Source organism: Faecalibacterium sp. An121 (assembly GCF_002160915.1).
GTDB lineage: Bacteria > Bacillota > Clostridia > Oscillospirales > Ruminococcaceae > Faecalibacterium > Faecalibacterium avium.
Map to the genome: position 1 here is coordinate 1 of NZ_NFLM01000009.1, position 21,377 is coordinate 21,377.

At 49.5% G+C, this 21,377-nt stretch carries 23 protein-coding genes; 4 read left to right on the forward strand and 19 right to left on the reverse strand.

Features of this window, described 5'->3' with window-relative positions:
* Positions 1 to 131 precede the first annotated feature (131 nt).
* The 4 genes from B5E66_RS06445 to tnpA form a co-directional block, all read right to left on the reverse strand.
* Positions 132 to 485, reverse strand: a complete 354-nt coding sequence (locus B5E66_RS06445) for a sporulation initiation factor Spo0A C-terminal domain-containing protein (RefSeq protein WP_158098340.1) — start codon at positions 483 to 485, stop codon at positions 132 to 134.
* Positions 486 to 642: 157 nt separating this feature from the next.
* The gene (gene tnpC / locus B5E66_RS06450) at positions 643 to 2,259 is read right to left on the reverse strand and encodes an IS66 family transposase (RefSeq protein WP_087230320.1); all 1,617 of its coding nucleotides are present in this window, start codon (positions 2,257 to 2,259) and stop codon (positions 643 to 645) included.
* Positions 2,260 to 2,428: 169 nt separating this feature from the next.
* On the reverse strand, positions 2,429 to 2,785 hold the full coding sequence (gene tnpB, locus B5E66_RS06455; protein ID WP_087230322.1) for an IS66 family insertion sequence element accessory protein TnpB: 357 nt from the start codon (positions 2,783 to 2,785) through the stop codon (positions 2,429 to 2,431).
* Position 2,786: 1 nt separating this feature from the next.
* Positions 2,787 to 3,155 (reverse strand): IS66 family insertion sequence element accessory protein TnpA, encoded by a 369-nt coding sequence (gene tnpA, locus B5E66_RS06460; protein WP_087230325.1) that lies wholly within the window; start codon positions 3,153 to 3,155, stop codon positions 2,787 to 2,789.
* A gap of 728 nt (positions 3,156 to 3,883) precedes the next feature.
* Between tnpA and B5E66_RS06465 the strand changes: the two genes are divergently transcribed.
* The gene (locus B5E66_RS06465; RefSeq protein WP_087230329.1) at positions 3,884 to 4,423 is read left to right on the forward strand and encodes a hypothetical protein; all 540 of its coding nucleotides are present in this window, start codon (positions 3,884 to 3,886) and stop codon (positions 4,421 to 4,423) included.
* A 138-nt stretch (positions 4,424 to 4,561) separates the two neighbouring features.
* Here B5E66_RS06465 and B5E66_RS06470 read toward each other — a convergent pair whose 3' ends face one another.
* The 7 genes from B5E66_RS06470 to B5E66_RS06500 form a co-directional block, all read right to left on the reverse strand.
* Entirely contained in the window at positions 4,562 to 5,629 is a 1,068-nt protein-coding gene (locus tag B5E66_RS06470; RefSeq protein WP_087230332.1) for a DUF262 domain-containing protein, read from the reverse strand.
* Complete coding sequence (locus tag B5E66_RS12810; protein WP_143406939.1) at positions 5,622 to 6,698, reverse strand: hypothetical protein; 1,077 nt, start codon at positions 6,696 to 6,698, stop codon at positions 5,622 to 5,624. The genes B5E66_RS06470 and B5E66_RS12810 overlap by 8 nt, the downstream gene beginning before the upstream one ends.
* A gap of 11 nt (positions 6,699 to 6,709) precedes the next feature.
* Entirely contained in the window at positions 6,710 to 7,135 is a 426-nt protein-coding gene (locus B5E66_RS06480) for a very short patch repair endonuclease (protein WP_087230337.1), read from the reverse strand.
* Positions 7,135 to 8,010 (reverse strand): NgoMIV family type II restriction endonuclease, encoded by an 876-nt coding sequence (locus B5E66_RS06485; RefSeq protein WP_087230340.1) that lies wholly within the window; start codon positions 8,008 to 8,010, stop codon positions 7,135 to 7,137. Before B5E66_RS06485 ends, B5E66_RS06480 begins: the two co-directional genes overlap by 1 nt.
* Complete coding sequence (locus B5E66_RS06490; protein WP_087230343.1) at positions 7,958 to 8,944, reverse strand: DNA cytosine methyltransferase; 987 nt, start codon at positions 8,942 to 8,944, stop codon at positions 7,958 to 7,960. Before B5E66_RS06490 ends, B5E66_RS06485 begins: the two co-directional genes overlap by 53 nt.
* A gap of 46 nt (positions 8,945 to 8,990) precedes the next feature.
* Positions 8,991 to 9,194: a helix-turn-helix domain-containing protein gene (locus B5E66_RS06495; protein ID WP_087230346.1), complete on the reverse strand. Its 204-nt coding sequence runs from the start codon at positions 9,192 to 9,194 to the stop codon at positions 8,991 to 8,993.
* 97 nt (positions 9,195 to 9,291) lie between these two features.
* On the reverse strand, positions 9,292 to 9,762 hold the full coding sequence (locus B5E66_RS06500; RefSeq protein ID WP_087230349.1) for a hypothetical protein: 471 nt from the start codon (positions 9,760 to 9,762) through the stop codon (positions 9,292 to 9,294).
* A 117-nt stretch (positions 9,763 to 9,879) separates the two neighbouring features.
* Between B5E66_RS06500 and B5E66_RS06505 the strand changes: the two genes are divergently transcribed.
* Positions 9,880 to 10,185 carry a helix-turn-helix domain-containing protein gene (locus B5E66_RS06505; protein ID WP_087230352.1) on the forward strand — a complete coding sequence of 102 codons (306 nt, stop codon included), beginning with the start codon at positions 9,880 to 9,882 and terminating at the stop codon, positions 10,183 to 10,185.
* Between the two features lie 14 nt (positions 10,186 to 10,199).
* Complete coding sequence (locus tag B5E66_RS06510) at positions 10,200 to 10,442, forward strand: helix-turn-helix domain-containing protein (RefSeq protein WP_087230354.1); 243 nt, start codon at positions 10,200 to 10,202, stop codon at positions 10,440 to 10,442.
* A gap of 76 nt (positions 10,443 to 10,518) precedes the next feature.
* Here B5E66_RS06510 and B5E66_RS06515 read toward each other — a convergent pair whose 3' ends face one another.
* From B5E66_RS06515 to B5E66_RS06535, 5 genes are all read right to left on the reverse strand, one after another.
* On the reverse strand, positions 10,519 to 11,778 hold the full coding sequence (locus B5E66_RS06515) for a plasmid recombination protein (protein ID WP_087230356.1): 1,260 nt from the start codon (positions 11,776 to 11,778) through the stop codon (positions 10,519 to 10,521).
* A 318-nt stretch (positions 11,779 to 12,096) separates the two neighbouring features.
* Complete coding sequence (locus B5E66_RS06520; RefSeq protein WP_087230359.1) at positions 12,097 to 13,263, reverse strand: AAA family ATPase; 1,167 nt, start codon at positions 13,261 to 13,263, stop codon at positions 12,097 to 12,099.
* The gene (locus B5E66_RS06525; protein ID WP_087230362.1) at positions 13,253 to 13,588 is read right to left on the reverse strand and encodes a plasmid mobilization protein; all 336 of its coding nucleotides are present in this window, start codon (positions 13,586 to 13,588) and stop codon (positions 13,253 to 13,255) included. Before B5E66_RS06525 ends, B5E66_RS06520 begins: the two co-directional genes overlap by 11 nt.
* 2 nt (positions 13,589 to 13,590) lie before the next feature.
* Positions 13,591 to 14,673, reverse strand: coding sequence for a site-specific integrase (locus B5E66_RS06530; protein ID WP_087230364.1), 1,083 nt, complete (start codon positions 14,671 to 14,673; stop codon positions 13,591 to 13,593).
* Positions 14,674 to 14,675: 2 nt separating this feature from the next.
* Positions 14,676 to 14,873, reverse strand: coding sequence for a helix-turn-helix domain-containing protein (locus tag B5E66_RS06535; RefSeq protein ID WP_087230366.1), 198 nt, complete (start codon positions 14,871 to 14,873; stop codon positions 14,676 to 14,678).
* 522 nt (positions 14,874 to 15,395) lie between these two features.
* On the opposite strand from B5E66_RS06535, the gene B5E66_RS06540 reads away from it, so the two are divergent.
* Positions 15,396 to 15,920, forward strand: coding sequence for a helix-turn-helix domain-containing protein (locus B5E66_RS06540; RefSeq protein ID WP_087230369.1), 525 nt, complete (start codon positions 15,396 to 15,398; stop codon positions 15,918 to 15,920).
* Between the two features lie 210 nt (positions 15,921 to 16,130).
* Here the strand turns inward: B5E66_RS06540 and guaA are convergent, their stop codons facing one another.
* The 3 genes from guaA to fusA form a co-directional block, all read right to left on the reverse strand.
* Positions 16,131 to 17,678, reverse strand: coding sequence for a glutamine-hydrolyzing GMP synthase (guaA, locus tag B5E66_RS06545; protein WP_087230371.1), 1,548 nt, complete (start codon positions 17,676 to 17,678; stop codon positions 16,131 to 16,133).
* 192 nt (positions 17,679 to 17,870) lie between these two features.
* Positions 17,871 to 19,076: an elongation factor Tu gene (tuf, locus tag B5E66_RS06550; RefSeq protein ID WP_087230374.1), complete on the reverse strand. Its 1,206-nt coding sequence runs from the start codon at positions 19,074 to 19,076 to the stop codon at positions 17,871 to 17,873.
* 157 nt (positions 19,077 to 19,233) lie between these two features.
* Positions 19,234 to 21,360 carry an elongation factor G gene (fusA, locus tag B5E66_RS06555; RefSeq protein ID WP_087230377.1) on the reverse strand — a complete coding sequence of 709 codons (2,127 nt, stop codon included), beginning with the start codon at positions 21,358 to 21,360 and terminating at the stop codon, positions 19,234 to 19,236.
* Between the last annotated feature and the right edge of the window lie 17 nt (positions 21,361 to 21,377).

Here is a 21,377-nt window from a genome sequence, read left to right on the forward strand (position 1 = left end):
CCCCGTCTCAGCAGATCCCATCAGTATAAGAGCAGCACTTTCTAATCCTTTTAGACACAAAAAGAGCTGCCGTGTCAAGTGCGGCAGCTCGGGGTTCCAGGGATGTTGTTAAACGATTTTGGTTATACAGGTCAAGTGAGGATTCTTTCTTCCAGGTAGTTTCTCTGTATGTAGTTGGAAAAGATCTCTATGAACAGCACAGCAGACGAGCGATTGTCCAGTGGGTATCCTGCAATTTGTACCAGTCTGGCAGGATCGTTTTTCCATGCAATGTCGGACAGCGTCCGGATATTGCTTTCGACAGACCTGGGCTGCAGATCGTATTCTTTTGCGATCACAGCGTAGATCTGCTTGTGAACAGCCTGGATACCATCCGGCTTTTCGAGGACGATTTCGATCGCCCGGATCAGCTGCGAACAGCCCGTGTAGTTGTTGGTGATGCCAAAGGGCCGCAAAAGATCGAACAGGACATTTTTCAAATTCAATGATACGCGCCTCCTTTGCAACATCCAAAGCAAGGAACCCGATATCATCATAAATTAAAAATGTCCGCAGATTGTTTTTACGTAAAAATCCGTTTCAATGCGTTGAAATGTACAGATGGCATATAAAAAGAGCTCCCTTTCAGGAGCCCGGAAGTTCTCATTGCTTGATTTTACAATAGCCTGGCAAGTCTGGCGACCAGGGCAATAGAGGCAGAAGCTGTTTTTCCGCAGGGTCAGGGCCCAGTTTGGGCAATTCCTGCAATAGAAACATGAGATAGCCGAACGGGTCAAGACCGTTGCGTTTTGCGGTCTCGATCACGCTGAAACATAGGGCACTGGCATCCGCACCTTTGGCGGTATCGCAGAACAGAAAATTCCTGCGTGCCATGACAAAGGGCTTGACCGTCCGCTCTGCAAGGTTATTGGTCAGCTCCAGCCGGCCGTCCAGGAGCACTGCATCCAGAGCCTGCTTTTGATTCAGCGAGTAGTTTTGAGCCTTGTAAAGAGCTGTTCCCTCTGCCGCTTCAAAGCTGGCCAGATATTCCCAATACCGGTCCAGTATTGGCTTGAGTTTTTCGCTGCGGAGCCTGCGGCGCTCTTCCGGCGCTGTGTCTTCCCAGGTTTGTTCCAGCTGGAACATCTGCTCAATAAGCTGGAACGCAGTTTCAGACTTGCTGCCAGCTACGGGTTTGCCATCCACAAAACAGTCTACCCATTTGCGCCGGGCATGGGCCCAGCAGCCCACATGGGTCACACGGTCCAGACAATGGTAACCTGAATAGCCGTCGGTCTGCAGGTAGCCGGAGAAATCTCCTAACATCTCTTTGGCTACCTGCCCTTTACGGCTCGGATGGTACTGGTACAGTGCGATCTTCTTTTCCGGCGAACAGTAGACCCACATCTGGGACATCTGTTTGGATTCACGCCCATCTTCCTTGAGGACGTGACATCTGGTTTCGTCGGCGTTTACAATGCTCTGCTGCAGCATCTCTTTGCGCAGCAGGTTCCACAGCGGTATAAACCATCTGGAACTTCGGATGATCCAGTTGGCCATGGTGCTGCGCCGCAGCTCCACACCCTGGCCTTTCCAATATTGCTCCTGCCGGTAGAGCGGAACGCCTTTCTCGAATTTTTCCTGCATGACATATGCCACGGTGGAAGGAGCCGCCATGCTCTTTTTCATGACCGGCACAGGAGCCTGGGCCTGCAGAATGTAGCTCTCTCCCGTTTCCTGTTCGCAATGGACACACTTATAGCTTGCCGCATAGTAGTCCACTACCGACACCTGAGCCGGAATAATAATGAGTTCGGAACGCAGGTATTTCTCCCCGATCCTCACCATCTTATTGCCGCATCTGGCGCAGAGCTGCTGGTCTTCCGGAAGCTCGCAGAGCACCTTCTTATGCTCCAGTCCCTCGGTCAGCTCGGCTTTGGTACGTTTTTCTTTACGGGTGTGCGCCTTGACCGGTGTCGTTTTTCCAGGTTCCGGTGCGCCGGCGTCGCTGCAAGTCTCTGCCTCATTGAAGAAATCCAGCTGCTCTCCGTCTACGTATTGGACCTTCTCGCTGGACCGCCCAAATGTCCGCCTGCGCAGATTCACCAGCTGCTCATTCAGAGACTGCATTTTCAGCAGCTGGTTCTTCTGCTGCTGGTTCTCTTCCCGCAATGCTGCAACCTCTGTTTCCAACGCCTCTATTTTTTCTACTCTGGTCTCAAGGGAGCGGATGTAGGCGGCAACTTCCGGTGAAAGCCTGCTTGTGTCAAACCCTGTCATTTCTGTCTTCCTCCACTCCCTTGTTTCTTGTTCCCATTATACAGCACGGCCCCGAAAAAAGCTACAAAACCAGCTCTTTTCAGGGCCTTTGCAGGTGTAAATTTTTCCTGTGGAAAACAGGCGTTCTTTAGTCAGAATATTCCGCAAAAATGGACTGCTGTGTGGAAAGTCAGACCAGGGCTTTTGGTTTGCCGGGTTTTATTGCTTTGGGCTGCTCGATGCTCAATCCCTGCATGAGCCAGGTGAACTGCTCCCAGGTCAGCTGCCTGACCTCCTGCGCATTCCGCGGCCACTGGTACCGGCCGTTGTCCAGTCTTTTGTACAGCAGAACAAATCCGTCCGGTTCCCACAGCAATGCTTTCAGCCGGTCGCAGCGCTTGCCGCAGAACAGGAATAAACTGCTGGCATATGGGTCCAGCTTGAAATGTTGCTGGATGAAGGGGACTAGACTATTCAGTCCTTTCCGCATATCTGTATACCCGCAGACGATGTAGACGCTCTTTGCCTGCCGGATGTCTCCCAACATCTCAGACCAGTCCTTTCACCAGGCTGGCCAGATAGCTTGCCGGCGTATCCTTTGGCAGATGGATATGGATGCTCCCGGTGCTGATCTCGATCCCTTCTCCACAAACCGCAGATGCAGAATTCGCAGGAAGTGTTTCTGCACTCTGCCGCGAAACCTGTTCCGGAAGTTCCACCTGTACCGGTACGATCTCCTGCGCTGCCAGAATTTCCCCGGCCAGTTCTTCCCGAAGCTGCCTTTGCCAACGCATGAAGGTCGAATATTTGACACCGTTCTCCCTGCACCATTCCCGTTTGCTTTTTCCACTCCGGGCGCATTGCTGCACAAACTGCAGGTATCTCTGCTTTTTCAAGTTCTCATATTCGTTTCCCATTTTTCCGCTCCCGTTGTGAGACTTATGAGACTCCTGAGATTTTTGAGACTTCCGGCACTTCTTAGACTTCTGAGACCTCTGATCTCATTTGTCTCTTTTTCTTATTCTCTCACTTCTTCCGCCGCTTTGCTAGACGGGGGATTATGGGGCGGTTACATTGAAAACAGGTGCGTTATGGCTTCAAGTAAAGATTCTTTGACCTTTGAAAAATAAAAAAGGATAAAGCAAAAAGAGAGTTACCCGATCCATACAGATCCGGTAGCTCTCTTTTTTAGAATCATAAAAAGTGTTGCCAAACCGTTGCCACAGCGGAGATTTCAGCAAAAATAAAGCACCAATTCGTTTGATTTTTGCTTTTTGAATTCACTCCATCTCGCCGAGTTACAAAGAGTTCTAAGCTTTTTTGCTTAGGAGATTTACTTGGAATTATTTCTATTGATGCAGATTATCCAATTTACTTGGTCTAAGCCAATCTTTGCTATCAAAAAACTATCTGCCCTATGCTATCAGGGTAACTTTCCAAGGTGTCGAACAAATAGTCTATATATAGTATAACAGATGCTGGAGAGATTTTCCAGAGAATGCGCGTTTTTTCTTCATCTTCTACCGCTTATCAAAAAATATAATTTGTCGACATATTTTTCTTTATTTCTTTCCCTCCCTTATATTATAATGAAGCTAGGCAAATGCCACTCACAACGGATCTCAGAACAAAGGAGGATAAATCAATGAGAAAAAAGAGCAAACTACCGGACAACCTGTACCACTTTACCAGTCTCGTAAAATATCGGATCATTCTCGAGTCCGGCAAGCTTGCCCTGACTCCTTCCAATCTGAAATTTGATCCCGACACATTCCATTACGAGCCCATCTACTTCCGGGAACAGGAAATCGGGATGCAGGCGGTGGACAAGTACAAGGACCACCATCCGGTTGTATGGCTCACCGCCAACGACCAGGTAACAGCTCAAAATACTGGCCTGTCCGATGACAAGCTGATGTGCCGGATCAACATCAAGACGGACGGACGATTCTGGAGATACCTCCGGTGGCGTGATTTCTGCGACAAATACCACGCTGACCGCTTTGCGATGGCTGCACTCAAGCAGTCAGCATCCGATCACGCAAACTGGTACATCTGTGAATCGGAGATTCCTCTGGCCGACTTTGCCAAGGTTGAATTTCTGGATCAGGACGGACTTTACAAGGAAGCGCATCAGATTCCTGGATTCTCGCTTGAGGATGTGGCGCCGGAGTTGTTTGCGTAAAAGAATCAAATAAAGACAAGCAGTTGTATTTCCCCGGTATACCCCGTTTCGAGGTATACCGGGGATATCTTTTCTTATTTCCATAGCGCAAGAGACATGACTATATACCGTTATAATTCTTCTTAATATTCAAAAATACTATAAAACGTCACAATACTTTAAAACTGCTTCCATTCGATGATTCTTTTGAACCGCCGAACGAGTTCGGCTAGAACATGCATCTTTATATTCTTTTAATGCACCCTCATAGTGTGTACCTTTAGAAAAATACTTGGCATAGAATTCATTTAGTGGCTTGGAAATTTGATTTGCCGATACTCCTTTTTTAACGCAATACCATGCAACCGAGAAAAGCGTGTATAAATGAGTCGTCCAAAACAATCGTTTATAACGTGTATAATCAATAGACAATTGTTTTATAAAATCAATAATATGTTCAAATTGTTTTTGTCCATTATTTAGTGTCTCAGTATCATTTTTATACTGATTATACTTATCGTCTAATACATCGGGAGAGGAATCCAACGCCTTTCCGTCCAGAATTAAAAAAAGCAACTCTGATACAAACTCTTCATCCTCCATTCTTTCAATTTTCAATCTATCAAGTTTATCTTTTAAAAATTCATTTTCAGCCAGATTTTCAACAACTTCTATAATTGGCGTACTAGCATATTTGGCTTTTCTCAACTCTTGAGGATTAAGTGGTTCACCATTTCTATTCAATCTATCAAATACCGAAGAAATCAGGTCAGTATTATCATCGTAGAGATACTCAATTTGTAAAGTATATGTCCAAAATTGCTTAACATAATCTGACGCACCATTGTCTCTTATCTCTAAAAATGTTTTTCCTGCAATCTTATCAGCCATGTCTCGATTATCTTCGCCAATAAAACTATCTTCAGCAAAATAGCTGGTAAGCGCAGTTTTTCCTTCGATAAAACTAATAATCGCTTGTAATCTTTGTTTTCCATCAACAACGTCATACTGTGTTTTTCCATCATCATCTACTATCGGTCTCATAAAAATAGCTGGCATTGGATAATTTTTCAAGATGGAATCAATCAAAAAAGATTTTTTATCATCTGACCAGACATTGCTTTTTCTTTGATATGGTGCCTCAAAGTTGTATTTTCCCAATTTATAATTATCATAAAATTCAGATATTGTAAGTTTGGTTGAATTCCTCTCAAAAAACTTAGTCATTCAAAATGCCTCCAATTTCAGAAGATGAACTCTGTTGTACATATTTTGAGAAAATACTTGTTAAAACGGCATTTAAATCTCTCGGTGGCTGTGGATTAATAAATGTAAAATTTGCATTCTGATTTAAATCAATCAAAAGCTCATCAATTTCTCTTCGGTCAACATACCAATACGACATACCGCATAAAACAATTTCGTCATTTTCTTCAATTTCTGTCGCCAGATTTGTTGCCCGTTGGCGTAGCTTCTCTGACCAAGGAACTGATGATTGTAATCGAGCTGAATCACCTGCTGGCGGTATAATGGCACCTTTATCATATTTATCAAGCTCATCATACCTCAATTCAAGATTCTCAATAGGAATACCATTATAATCAAAGTTGTAATTTATAGCATACGAGCTACCAACATAATCCTTGGGAACAAAACTAATTGAGCCGTGTGGTTTAACGATTTCAACCTTTTTCCCATTCAACTCTTCAAACCCACTAATGCAGAAATCAACATTTAATATTTTCAGAATGCGTTCCAGCCATATATCATAATTATATGTTACAAACACAATTTTATCATATTTATCATCCTGTATATGCTTAAAAAATTTGAGCCATCCCCACTCACTATCGCTATTCAGAAAGCCTTCTAGTTTAGTTTCTGAGATCACAGAATTATAGCACGAAAATAAATGCTGCAGATATACAATCAATTCGCAATATGCCCTTAGATGTAGCGAGGAAACCCCGGACGTCGTCAATTTCAAACGTTTAGCTTTTTGTTTTGGGTCATTTACAAAATCAAAAAACATATTCGCGCAGGCAATTATTTCTTCAATTAAAGCCGTACTTTCTTCAGCTGTACTACTTGCTCTAGCCCCTAAAGTCCATAAATTCGGACAGTGTTTATAAGAAAGGAACCCCGGTTTGCTATCCCAAGGTGAATTAATTTTGTCACCTAAACGGAATAAATTTCTAACATCAATTTTTTCTGCAACGGTATTGTCAAATTTATTATAATAATGTAAAAAGTCAATAGTAAATCCATTTCCCAGAATGATAAAAGCCTTCTTCATTGTATCACCATTTATGACGCATTTTTTCTCATAAAATCTACAAGTTCATCGATTGTCTGATCAAAATGGTCTCGTATTTGACATTCCCAAATTACAACAACATTCCAACCGAGAGATTTGAGTTTTGTAATATGTTCTTGATCTCGTTGCTGTGTACGTTGAATTTTAGGCATCCAGTAAGCTTTATTTGATTTACTGACATGGGCATACCTACTTCCGCAATTATGCCCATGCCAGTAGCACCCATGAATGAAAATAGCCACTTTTTTCCTGGTAAAGACAATATCAGGTTTGCCCGGCAGCGCCTTATAATTGACTCGATACCTGTATCCCATGGCAAAAAGTCGCCGACGCACCATCATTTCAATACTAGTGTCTTTACTTTTGATGTGAGACATTATTTCACTTCTACGATCTGAAGATATTGTATCTGCCATTATACAGTTAAATCCAGCGGCAAATCTGAAATATCCTTTAGCCGCTTACCCTTCACTAGTGTTTCCAATGTTTCAACCGCATCTTCTGAGCCAACTTCGTTGACCGCACGAATTAGCTCATAAAGAGCAAAGTGGTATACACAATCAATATCGCCTGTTCCCAACGCCAGTGATGCCAGACGGTTCGGCATAGGTTCCGCCGTAACTACAACGATATGAGGCAGATGTCCCTTCCTGTTTCGAATTAAATTCAGTGCCTCAGTACGGCTGTTCTGTGCCCGATCACTTCTCATTGTAAATTTGGCTGATACACTTGCGTGTAGTATAGGTTTACCACCATTAGCTTTTCGAATATCTGCCATTTTGCTGACATCTTCATCAACGATACACTGGACAGCGTTGATTTCATCATCTTCATATAAATCACGATAGACCACTACATCTGGTGCCACTAAATAATCGTTTCCCAGAGCAGCTGCCAACTGCGCATTCTGTGTAGTAAGTGCGTTTAAATACGCAAGATGCTCATATTGAGCAAAATCACTTGTCTTTAGTTTATTGTTATTTCCAAGCTGTAGGATAGTCCAACACCCTGGCCGTAAATTCTGAAGATGTGGAAAAGTCTCACGCAGAAAATCCATTGTAAGAATTTCGAACTGCTTGCCCAGCGTTTGCCCAGAAATCTTATCTACCGTATTCACAGCATGATGATGTTCATCAACTAAAATATCGATAATTTTCCTGGAAATGGCTTTTGAGCCTCGACTACTAGTATCTGCATTCGAAGCTATACCAGCCGAAGTCAATGTGAGAGTATTTGTTTCAAATAACCGTTCGTGAAAGTGAAACCTCGCATTCGCTATCAACGCTTCCATGCTCAAGACACTCCTTAATCTTTTCACCTACTGCTTTCGCTACAGGAGGAGGAAATGCATTTCCTATCATCCGGCATGCCACCGTTTTTCTTTTTCCAAACGTCCAGGTATCTGGGAACCCTTGGATTCTTGCCATCATACGGCTCGTAAGCCGGGGCATTCCTTCAAAATCCCGTGCCGGTGCCTCATTTGCAATTCCCTTACCATCAACGCCAAGTTCCGCCCACGCATTACGCGCTCTCGTTGGGCCTAGGTCTGGACCACCGTGTTTTTTTGATCCGCCCACCAATGTTGGGGCAATTCTATTGGCCTTAGCTGCCCAATCTTTCGCACCTACCCAACCATTTTCCGACATTAAATCATACAATGTTTTTCCAACAGTAGGTGCACTGTTCGGGTCTTCATTCGGATAAGAAAACACTCCGGTCTGATCATTGCGAATTCCAATAATAATTACTCTGGGACGAAGTTGCGGAACTCCAAAATTCGATGCGTTGAGCAATTTAATTTGCGTTTTATACCCCAAGTTCCGTATAGAGTTTAAAATGTGCATGCGGTACTCATCAAATCCTGAGTCTAAAAAGCCTCTAACATTTTCAAGCATAACCGCACGAGGTTGAATCTCTTTTATCAGACGAATTGCTTCTGGGAACAAATCTCTATCATCATCTTTTCCCAACTGTTTGCCTGCCACCGAGAAAGGAGGGCAAGGGACTCCACCAGCAAATAAATCTACTCCATGATAAGGACGACCATCAAAATTGTGTACATCTGCACAGATAACATTCCACTCCGGCCGGTTTTCTTTTAAAACTTTACAGTAATCCGTTTCGTATTCTACTAATGCCACGTGAGTAAAACCAGCCATGGCAAGACCCAAAGCCTGTCCTCCAGCTCCTGCACATATTTCGACACAAGTTAAGGGGCGCTGCATATATTTTATCTCCTAACCGTTCTTTTTTCGAATATCTATTCAGATTTTATTCTTCTACAAATTCTACAATTTCCCCGATATCACACGATAAAGTTTGGCAAATTCGATGAAGACTCTCCATCGATACATATTCATTCTTGCTCATTTTGGCCAGCACATTGAAACTAATGCCTGCAGCATCTTTTAACTCGGTTCGATTCATCTTTTTATCAATCAGCATCTTCCATAGCTTATCATAACTGACTGGCATTCTCCATTCTCCATTTCATTGTTGATTTGTTTTATATTATACCATATTGTCCACATATCATCAAGATAATCTCATTAAATCGTGAGTTGCATAAAATCTACGTGTATTCACAGATTGTTGTTCCTAGAATCGCTATTTTCAATTGATTATTGTTTTTTCTTCTCTTTGCATACTCCACCAGTGCTCTGGCATTGCTCCCCGGCTGCCAGGCATAGGCAATCAGATAGTCCACATGATCCACAACGTAGCGGTTTGCCGCCACGATGGCTGCCCTATAGGGTACTTTTTCCATTCCAGGAGGGTAGAACAAGCTGTCAAAGCCCTCCGGCCTCTGGATAGGCCTCTTTGCTGGATGATAAGGAAGCAACAGGGTCAGCTCCATTTCCGGGTACCGAACCTTCGACTCCTTCACTGCCCTGGCAGCAAGGCTGTCAAACCTGCCATAGTGCCCTACAATGAACTCCCCCACCCCAAGTTCTGTGATATGGCGCTCCACTTCAGCCAACAATGCCGGGTAAATGGTATCCGGGGCATCTCTATGGCCAATGAAAAAGCAGGTCTTCTTCATAGTCTGCCCTCCCTTCATAGTTGCGTAACTCGTTAAAATTATACGATATAAATGATTAACTTGCAACGAATTGTAAAAGTATAATTTACGAAAAACACAATCAAAGGGGTGACTCAGGTGAAGGACATTCTTTCTGTTATCACCGCATATCGAGAAGAACGAGGCTGGACCGAATACCAGCTTGCAGAGCGTTCCGGTCTCCCACAGTCCACTATTTCTTCCTGGTATCGGAAAAATATGATTCCCACCATCCCCTCCCTGGAAAAGATTTGTACTGCTTTTGGAATCACTCTTTCCCAGCTGTTTGCCGAGCAAGATGATCCCGTTGCTTTAACAGATTCGCAGAAAAAGCTTTTGGAATCCTGGGCCAGGTTGACCGAGGAGCAGCAGGCTGTGGTGTTTGCCCTAATTGAAAAGATGTAATCAGGTGATCTCCCTTGTGTATCGGTGAAGCTGTCAAAGATCGGATTCTGGAGCTATGCCGGGAGAAAAACATTTCCATCAACAAGCTGAGCACCATGAGCGGTGTCACCCAGTCCACCGTGAACAACATCGTCAGTGGCCGCAATCGGAGCGCCACCATTTCCACCATCAAAAAGCTTTGCGATGGCCTGGGAATTACCATCGAGCAGTTCTTTGATTCCGACCTGTTCCGGGATCTGGATCAGGAACTCCAGTAAAACAAAAAAGCCCGCCTGCACCCGTGCATCAGCTGTACGGATACAGGCGGTTTATCATTTCATACGGTACTGTTCTTTAGATTTTCTCCTTCTGGGGCTTGGCCTTTGGGCGTTCAAAAAGATGCCAGAGTTTGTTCCTTTCAATCTCTGTTTCATAGCTCTGGAGCTTCTTTTTCAGGGCTACATTTTCCTGTTCAAGGCCTACTGTGCTCAGCTGGCGCCGGACTGATTTATACTCCTGTAATTCCGCATTCAAAGCAGCCACTTTGGTCTTCAGTTCCCCGATCAGCTTATTGGCGGCATCCAAAGCTTTCTTGAAGCCAACCGCTTTATGCTCCTGGGTACAGTACTTCTTGGCAGCGGCTGAAATGGCTTCATATTCCGAGCGCTCCAGAATTACCTTGGAGGAAAACGGAACGGGCCGGGCTTCGATCTGTTCTAATTTCTGGATCTCCACCTGCTGCCTCTGGACCTTCTCCAGCTTCTTTTCCAGAGAGGCTGCCTGCTGCTCTTTCTGCTGGGTCTGCTCGGTCAGGGCTGCCAGCCTTTCCTGCTCCTTCTGAACCTTAAACTGGGTCACGGTCAAATGCTCCTCCGAGCTGTCACGTTCTCCTCGTTCAATATCGGTATACCCCGCTTCCTGCATATACCGGAAGAAGTCATCCTGGAGGACGCTGTAGGATTTCTTGAGGATTGGTTTTCCCTTCTCGGTCCTCAATGGCTCACCAGTGGTTTCGTCCAGGATAGGTTTGGAAGCCCACTTCTTGCTCATACTGACCTGCATGATGGTCTCCTTCACCTTTCCCACCAGGGACTTATCTTTGCAGCGTTTGGTCCAAAGGATTTGCTTTTCTACCACCGGGACATACACCACATGGAGGTGGTAGTGGTAGACATCCTGACCCAGGGCATCCGACATGGCCCGGTTGCGTTCATCGGCATGCATGACCGCGGACAGGATATACTGCTCCCCGCCCACAATCTTGATAGCTGCCTGGTAGGCAGCCTCGTAAAATTCTTTGGCGAACTCATACCCGCCCCGGTTGAAGAAGTAAGCAGAGTTCACGTCAAAGACTAGCTCTCCATACCGGAAGGCATCCTCCTTGAGGCCGCGGGTGGAGATGACGCCGGCTGCCTCCATTCGCTCAAACTGCTCTAAATAGCTGCCATCCGGCTTCTTGAAATGGGCGTTTAGGTGGGAGCGTTCCGGGACAATATCCGGGTTAACGTAGGAGTCCTTCTCGCGCTCGTTGTGCTGCTGGGCATTTTTCAATTTCTGTGTGGTCAATCTCATATTCCTCGCGCTGGTACGGTCGATACCGTCGCCTCTTGCCATAGCGCTCCTTTCTCGCCCACTGGGCGGCAGATACGGGGAGGCTCGGGAGATGCACTTCTGCGGAAGTGTAATAACCCACTATGACACTTTCAGCCTGAGGCTGCAAAGTGCCGTGGGCTCTCCGAGGGGGATTGCGGCTCCTGCGGGAGCCGCTCTGGTCTGCGGTCAAATAAGGAATCCCGCAGACCAGTCAGGGCCATCAGCCCTGCGCAGACTCGCCTCCCCACGGTGTGCTCATTTTGCAATCTGTGACGGTTGTGACGATGGTGACGGTACTTTATACACCCCTTTCAGGCATCGTCACAACCGTCACCATCGTCACGTCTGGGCGGCTGCCAGTGCCAAACTGATCCGGCTGCCGTTCCGGCCATGGGTATTTTCATATCGGATATTAAAGTCATTGAACAGCTTGGATGCCCGGACATTCAGCCGTTTGGTCAGGGCGTTGGCCTGGAGTTCCAGCCCCAGGGCCGCAATCAGTTCAGTGGCACTTCCCTGCCAGGTGGGAGCCTCTGCCGTGAGCAGAGCCGCCACCTTTTCCAGAAGCGGGTCTGGGGGCTCCTTCCAGAGCTCTTTCTCTGCGTGGTCAAACTCCCAGAGTAGCCGTTCTTCATCCCGCACCAGGTAAACTCGCTGGTCCGGCTGATCTCGACCAACCACATCCAGCATTGCTGTCCCGTTGGTCCGCTTCTCCTTTTGGAGAACAAAGGCACCGTCTGCACAGCCCAGCAGACCCGTGGTGCCGGAAATCATATCAAACTTATCCCCTGCCGGGGTTTTCCGGGTATGATGGACAATCAGCAGGCAGATGCCATGCTTGTCCGCGAACTGTTTGAGGCTCCCGATGATCTGGTAGTCCTCTGAGTAGCTGTAGCCGTCTCCTGCCGCTTCCCGGACTTTCTGCAAGGTGTCAATGATGACCAACCGAGTATCTGGATGTTCCTTGATGAAATACTCCAGCTGTTCATCCAAGCCGTTTCCCAGCTGCTTGGCATCGGTGGCAAAGTGAAGCCGGTCGGTCCCTTCTACACCGAACATTCGGAACATCCGTTCCTGTAGTCTGCGGTGATCATCTTCCAGAGCCAGGTACAAAACTGTTCCCGGATTGACCTTATACTCCCATAAATCCTGCCCAGTGCTGACATGATAAGCGATCTGTGCCACCAGGAAGGATTTGCCCACCTTGGGAGCGCCAGCAAAGAGATAAGTCCCCGTATACAGCAGCCCTTCGATGACTGGAGGCTTGCTCTGATAAGCGGTGTCAAACAGAGTCTGCAAGGTAACAGTGGGCAGATATTCCGGAGCCATCATCTTCTGCCGCAGACGTGCCCGCTCCCGCATACTCAGCTTTGATTTTTCATCGGTTTCATTGATTTTTTCATCCGAAACTGGTATACTTTCTACTGTAAAGGTTTGATTGGACTGCCCCTCATCTGCGCCAACAGATGAGCCAGGGGCAGTCTTTTCTTTTGCGTCAATTTCCATAGGCAGATTCCTCCTTCATTCCATCCAGAATGACAGTGATCATCTGGATTACTTCCAGCAGTTCATGGTCTGTTTTTGCTCCGGCTTCAATTCGTTGAAGCTCCTCCAAAACGGCCGCCAGCTGCTCCCGCAATGCCTTGAATACCCGGGGATTTCCCTGGACGATCACCTCCCTTCCCAGCAGCCGGCGGGTGATATAGTCCTGCTTGGTCAGCCCGGACAATTTCACATAGGTTTCCAGCTGCCTATCCTCCTCCGGCGACACCCGAAATGCTACGGTTTTATTCCGCCAGCGGTTGCATTCATCACGGTTTTTGTGTGACATATTTATGCTCCTTCCTTGTCTTTTAACTGATCCAGTTGATTTGCCATCTCAGTCTGCCGGTTCGGGAACAGATGTGCATACCGATACGTGATGTCAACGCTTTCATGCCCTACCCGGTCCGCAATTGCCAAAGCTGTAAAACCCATATCAATCAGCAAACTGATATGACTGTGCCGCAGGTCATGAATCCGTATTCTCTTTACCCCAGTCTGCTTACAGCCGCGATCCATTTCTCGATGAAGGTAGCTTTTGGTAATCGGAAATATACGATCATTCGATTCAACTCCATACAGCTGTTTCAGGTAGTCCTGAATCTCGTCACAAAGGAACTGCGGCATCTGGACCACACGAACACTCTTAGGAGTCTTGGGGGTAGTGATAAGGTCTTGTCCATGGATTCTTTGATAAGACTTTGTGATCGAAACAGTCCGTTTCTGAAAATCAAAATCAGAGGGTGTCAAGGCCAGCAATTCACCCTCGCGGATGCCACACCAGTACAGCATCTCAAAGGCATAGAAAGACATCGGTTTGTCCATCATGGCATCTGAAAATTTGGTATATTCTTCACGGGTCCAGAACAGCATTTCTTTGCGTTCTTCCTTCCCCATATTCCCGGCACGCTGCGCCGGATTCACCTGCAGCCCATAATAGCGGATGGCATGATTAAAAATCGCACTGAGCTGATTGTGAACCGTTTTTAAATACGTGGCCGAAAGCGGTTTACCATGCCAATCTTTCAGCTCGCGGATTTCATTCTGCCAGCAAATAATATCCCTGGCCGTGATTTCCGAGAGCTTGCGTTTGCCGAAATAGGGCAGAATTTTCTTCTGAATGATGCTCTCTTTTGTGATCCAGGTATTGAGTTTTAATTTAGGTTTAATATCTCTTTCATAAAGCTTCGCGAACTGCTCGAACGTCATATTGATGTCAGCTCGTTTTGACATTAAAAATTGACGTTCCCATTCCTGCGCTTCTCTCTTGGTCGCAAATCCTCGCTTGAGTTTTTGCTGACGTTCCCCTTTCCAGTCGGTGTACCGAAACTGAACATACCAGGTACCGTTTTTCTTATTTTTAAATGCTCCCATACTTACCCTCCTGTTTCATTTTCGCTGTAGCACAGCTTCTTCATGAAATACTTGCGGTTGACCCGGCCTGAGACGGTGATATATCCCATCTGGGCCATTTCTTTGTTCAGTTGGTGGACAATCTTATAGGCGTGAGATTTGGAGATACCCAAAGTCTCCGCCACCTCTTCCACTCGCATAAAAATCTTTTCTTCGCTCATTTGGATTCCTCCTGTTTTCTGGATGCCGCTGGTTTCCCTCCAGAGGCTTTTTGTTGGTTTACTTCGGTCGGTTTGTCTTCCACCAGGCTGCCGGTAGTGGGCCGGCACTCATTTTTCAATCTCCGATTGACTTACGGAGCCTCTCACCCTATCGCCTGCGACGGTTATGATCTCGCTCGGGCTGTAGCTGGTGGGGAGTCTCTCTTCCCTGTCCTCGTCGCCTCCTCCGGGGACTGCCCGGATTCTTCGGGGTTCGGGTTCGCTCGTTCCTTGCGGAAGTCCTGGCGTCCTCTCCCCGATCTGGCTCTTACAGAGAAGTCGTTGTCTGGTGGTTCTTCATTCAGTTTTCAAGGTCCAGTTTTACTAAGCATTTTTGCTTATGATCATTATACTATACAATTTTGCTTAAGTCAAGAGGCTAGATGTGATATATTAAACTTTTTTGTTTCATTTTCTCTTGACTATCTTAAACATATATGTTACACTCAGGTTGTAACAAACCGACGAATGGAGATGACTCTCATGGCAATAGGTGAACGCATCCGCTTTTTCCGCATGTTAAGAGGAATGACCCAGAAATACCTCGGAATGACCGTTGGCTTTCCCGAAAAGTCTGCTGATGTCCGGCTGGCTCAGTATGAAAATGGCTCCCGGTCACCCAAGGCTGACCTGACTGCGGCCCTGGCCGAGGTGCTGGATGTCTCCCCTCAGGCTCTTTCTGTGCCTGACATTGACTCCTATACCGGCCTGATGCACACCTTGTTCACCCTGGAAGACCTCTATGGCCTTAAGGTCCGCGAGCTGGATGGAGAGATCTGCCTCACTGTGGATGTGCGCCAAAACAAGGACGCTGCCCACCTCCACGAGATGTTGTGCAGCTGGCGGGAGCAGGCTGCCAAACTTGAAGCTGGTGAGATCTCCAAGGAGGACTACGACAAGTGGCGGTACCACTATCCTGACTTTGACACCTCCTCTCTCCGACAGAAGGTCGGGCCGTCTCAGGGACTGAGCGATCTGCTGACAGACGCACTCAAAAATGAAGACTAAACAAAAAAGGTCTAACTGATTCGCAAAAATCAGTTAGACCTTTTTCTCTTGGATGAATGCTTCACACACCTGCAAGCCACCCGTTCCCTGCTGATAAACCCAGCAAGTGCGGATTTGAAGGGTGCTATCATTCTGCTATCAAAATAGAAATTCCAGATGGAAAAAGTGAGTGTTCATGCGGGTTTTTACGCCCTCAAAAGCACATTTTAGTTATTCCATCTCGATCGTCGCAGGCGGTTTGCCGGTGCAGTCATAGAACACGCGGTTGACGTGTTTGACCTCATTGACGATGCGGCTGGTAACCGTGCCCAGCACGTCCCAGGGGACGTTGTAGCTCTCGGCGGTCATAAAGTCGGTGGTGGTCACGGCCCGCAGGGCTACGGCGTAGTCATAGGTACGCTCGTCTCCCATCACGCCTACGCTGTGCATATTGGTCAGCGCCGCATAATACTGGCTGATCTCTTTGTCCAGGCCGGCTTTGGCGATCTCCTCACGCCAGATGGCATCTGCATCCTGCACGATGGCCACCTTCTCGGGGGTCACTTCGCCAATGATGCGGATCGCCAGCCCGGGCCCGGGGAAGGGCTGACGGCTGACAAGATATTCCGGCAGGCCCAGCTCACGGCCAGCCTGGCGCACTTCGTCCTTGAAGAGGTTGCGCAGAGGCTCCACCAGCGCCTTGAAGTCCACATGGTCGGGCAAGCCGCCTACATTGTGGTGGCTCTTGATGACCGTGGACTCGCCGCCCAGGCCGCTCTCCACCACGTCGGGATAAATGGTGCCCTGGGCCAGGAAATCCACATGGCCGATCTTTTTGGCCTCTTCCTCAAAGACCCGGATGAACTCCTCACCAATGATCTTGCGTTTGCGCTCAGGCTCGGTGACGCCGGCCAGCCTGCCAAAATAGCGGGCGCGGGCGTCCACGCACACAAAATTGATATCAAAGTTGGGGTTGCCGGGGCCAAAGACCGCGCAGACCTCCTCCTTCTCGTTTTTGCGCAGCAGGCCGTGGTCCACAAAGACACAGGTCAGCTGTTTGCCCACTGCCTTAGCCAGCATGGCCGCCAGCACCGAGGAATCCACGCCGCCGGACAGGGCGCACAGCACCTTGCCGTCGCCGATCTGCTCCCGCAGGGCCTTGACATTGCTCTCCACAAAGGAATCCATCTTCCAGTCGCCGGTGCAGCCGCAGACGTTGTAGACAAAGTTGCGCAGCATCTTCTTGCCTTCGGCGGTGTGCAGCACCTCAGGATGGAATTGCACCGCATACAGGCCCTTTTCGGCGTTCTCCATGGCAGCCACCGGGCAGTTGGCCGTATGGGCAGTCACCTGGAAGCCGTCGGGAGCCTGCTGGATGTAATCGTTGTGACTCATCCAGCAGATGGTGGAATCGTGTACGCCCTGGAACAGCTTGCTGGAGGTATCCACAAAGACCTCCGTTTTGCCGTATTCACGCTCGGGGGCCCGGCTCACCTTGCCGCCCAGCAGATGGGTCATCAGCTGGCTGCCATAGCAGATGCCCAGGATGGGCACGCCCCAGGTAAAGATCTCGGGGTCGCAGCTGGCCGAGTCCTCCAGATAGACGCTGTTGGGGCCGCCTGTAAAAATGATACCCTTGGGGTTTTTGGCACGGATCACCGACAGGTCGGTCTTATAGGAATAGATCTCACAGTAAACATTGTTCTCACGCACCCGGCGCGCGATCAGCTGATTATACTGGCCGCCAAAGTCCAGTACGATCACCGTTTCATGCTGCATGCTGTTTCCTCCTGCATTCTCCAGAAAAATGTATCGTTATCGAATAGTATACCATATTTCCAAAAGAAAATCGACTCTTTTCACCGAATTATGGAAAGTTCTCTCCCCACGCCAAAACAAAAAGCCCCTCCCTGCCCAAAAGGCAGGAAGGGGCGGATGGCTTAGGGTTTTATCCCCTCAGACCGCAGCAGATCACTCAACGATCTTGCTGACGACGCCGGAACCAACGGTACGGCCACCCTCACGGATAGCGAAACGCAGGCCCTCTTCCATAGCGACAGCGGTCAGCAGCTCAACGCTCATGACAACGTTATCGCCAGGCATGCACATCTCGGTGCCCTCGGGCAGAGTGATGATGCCGGTCACGTCGGTGGTGCGGAAGTAGAACTGAGGACGATAGTTGGAGAAGAAGGGGGTGTGACGGCCGCCTTCTTCCTTGGTCAGGACGTAGACCTGAGCCTCGAACTTAGTGTGGGGGTGCACGGAACCGGGCTTAGCCAGAACCTGGCCACGCTCGATCTGGGTACGGTCCACGCCACGCAGCAGGGCGCCGATGTTGTCGCCGGCCTGAGCGTAATCCAGGCTCTTGCGGAACATCTCCAGGCCGGTGATGGTGGTGGACAGACGCTCGGGACGGATGCCAACGATCTCCATCTGATCGCCAACCTTAGCGGTGCCGCGCTCGACACGACCGGTAGCGACGGTGCCACGGCCAGAAATGGTCATGACGTCCTCAACGGGCATCAGGAAGTCCTTGTCGGCCAGACGGTCGGGAGTGGGGATGTACTCGTCGACCGCATTCATCAGCTCGTTGATGCACTCGTACTCGGGTGCGTTGGGATCGGTGGAGGTGGACTCCAGAGCCTTCAGAGCAGAACCACGGATGATGGGGGTGTCGTCGCCGGGGAAGTCATACTCGCTCAGCAGCTCACGGATCTCCATCTCGACCAGGTCCAGCAGCTCCTCGTCGTCGACCATGTCGCACTTGTTCATGAAGACAACGATATAGGGCACGCCGACCTGACGGGCCAGCAGGATGTGCTCGCGGGTCTGGGGCATGGGACCATCGGTAGCAGCCACGACCAGGATAGCGCCGTCCATCTGAGCAGCACCGGTGATCATGTTCTTGACGTAGTCAGCATGGCCCGGGCAGTCAACGTGAGCGTAGTGACGCTTGTCGGTCTGGTACTCAACGTGAGCGGAGTTGATCGTGATACCACGAGCGCGCTCCTCGGGAGCCTTATCGATGTTGGCGTAGTCCATGAAGTCTGCGTCACCCTTCAGGGCCAGAACCTTGGTGATGGCGGCAGTCAGAGTGGTCTTGCCGTGGTCAACGTGACCGATGGTGCCGATGTTAACATGCGGCTTGGAACGGTCAAATTTTGCCTTTTCAGCCATTGGAATATCCTCCCTTTAAAACGGTTTCTGTTGGTTATAACAGCCTCGCGCCTGCAAGATTGCATTGCAAGGCTATTCTACTAGATTATCCCTATAAAATCAAGAGATTTTCCAGAAATTTTGCTGCTGAACACAAAGTTCAGCCATTTTGCAGCCCTTACTGCTTGGTACGGCCTGCAATGATCTGGTCGGCGATGTTCTTGGGCACCGGCTCGTAGTGAGACGGCTCCATGACATACTGGCCACGGCCCTGGGTCTTGCTGCGCAGGTCGGTGGCGTAGCCGAACATCTGGGCCAGAGGCACCATCGCGTTGACGCGCTGGGTACCGGCCATAGCCTCCATGCCCTGGATCTGGCCGCGGCGAGCATTCAGGTCGCCGATGACGTCGCCCAGGTACTCGTCGGGAACGATGACCGCCACCTTCATGATAGGCTCGGTGATGATGGGGTCAGCCTTGCGCATAGCCTCCTTGAAGGCCATGGAACCGGCGATGGAGAAAGCCATTTCGGAAGAGTCGACCTCGTGGTACGAACCATCCCACAGGGTGACCTTGACGTCCACCACGGGATAACCGGCCAGCACGCCCGCCTTCATAGCACCCTGGATACCGTTGTCGACAGCCGGGATGTATTCCTTCGGGATAGCGCCGCCCACGATGGCGTTGACGAACTCGTAACCCTTGCCGGGCTCATTGGGCTCGATCTTGATCTTGACGTGACCATACTGGCCCTTACCACCGGACTGACGAGCGTACTTGGTCTCCTGGTTGGCAGCCTTGCGGATGGTCTCACGGTAAGCGACCTGGGGTGCGCCCACGTTGGCTTCCACCTTGAACTCGCGCAGCAGGCGGTCCACGATGATCTCCAGGTGCAGCTCGCCCATGCCGGCGATGATGGTCTGACCAGTCTCCTCGTCGGTGTAGGTCTTGAAGGTGGGATCTTCCTCAGCCAGCTTGGCCAGGGCAATGCCCATCTTCTCGTTGCCGGCCTTGGTCTTGGGCTCGATGGCCACGCGGATGACGGGCTCGGGGAACTTCATCGACTCCAGGATGATGGGATGGTTCTCATCGCACAGGGTGTCACCGGTGGTGGTGTTCTTCAGGCCCACAACAGCCGCGATATCGCCTGCATAGCAGCAGTCGATATCCTTGCGGTGGTTGGAGTGCATCTGCAGGATACGGCCCATGCGCTCGCGGCAGTCCTTCACCGAGTTGTAGACGGTGGTGCCTGCCTCGACCTTGCCGGAGTAGACGCGGAAGTATGCCAGCTTGCCGACGAAGGGGTCGGTAGCGATCTTGAAGGCCAGAGCGGCGAAGGGTGCGTCGTCGGAAGACGGACGGGTCTCGGGCTCCTCGGTCTCAGGATTGATGCCCTTGATATCCTCGATATCGGTGGGGGCGGGCATATAGTCCACGATCGCGTCCAGCAGCTTCTGGACGCCCTTGTTCTTATAGGAAGAGCCGCAGACCACAGGCACCAGGGTGTTGGCGATGGTCTCCTTGCGGATGGCAGCCTTCAGCTCATCGCGGGTGATCTCCTCGCCTTCCAGGTACTTTTCCATCAGGGCTTCGTCGTTCTCGGCGACAGCCTCCACCAGGATATTGTGGTACTCCTCGGCCTGCTCCTTCATGTCGTCGGGGATCTCCTCGACGCGCATGTCGTTGCCCATATCGTCGTAGTAGACCTCAGCCTTCATGTCCACCAGGTCGATGATGCCCTTGAAGGTATCCTCGCAGCCGATGGGCAGCTGGATCGCCACGCCGTTGGCGTGCAGGCGGTCATGCAGCATCTTGATGCAGTTGAAGAAGTCGGCGCCCATGGTGTCCATCTTGTTGACGTAAACCATGCGGGGGACCTTGTACTCGTCTGCCTGACGCCAGACCGTCTCGGACTGGGGCTCGACGCCGCCCTTGGCAGCCAGAACGGTAACGGAACCGTCCAGCACGCGCAGAGAGCGCTGCACCTCAACGGTGAAGTCCACGTGGCCCGGGGTGTCGATGATGTTGATACGATGACGGTTCTTCTTGTAGGCCACGGGATCCTTCTGGGTCTCGCTGTGGCTCCAGTAGCAGGTGGTGGCTGCCGAAGTAATGGTAATGCCGCGCTCCTGCTCCTGGACCATCCAGTCCATCGTGGCTGCGCCCTCATGCACCTCACCGATCTTGTGGGTGATGCCGGTGTAGTAGAGGATGCGCTCGGTGGTGGTGGTCTTACCGGCATCGATGTGAGCCATGATGCCGATGTTTCTGGTCATCTGAAGAGAAACTTCTCTGGGTGTAGCCATCAATGTACCTCCAGCAG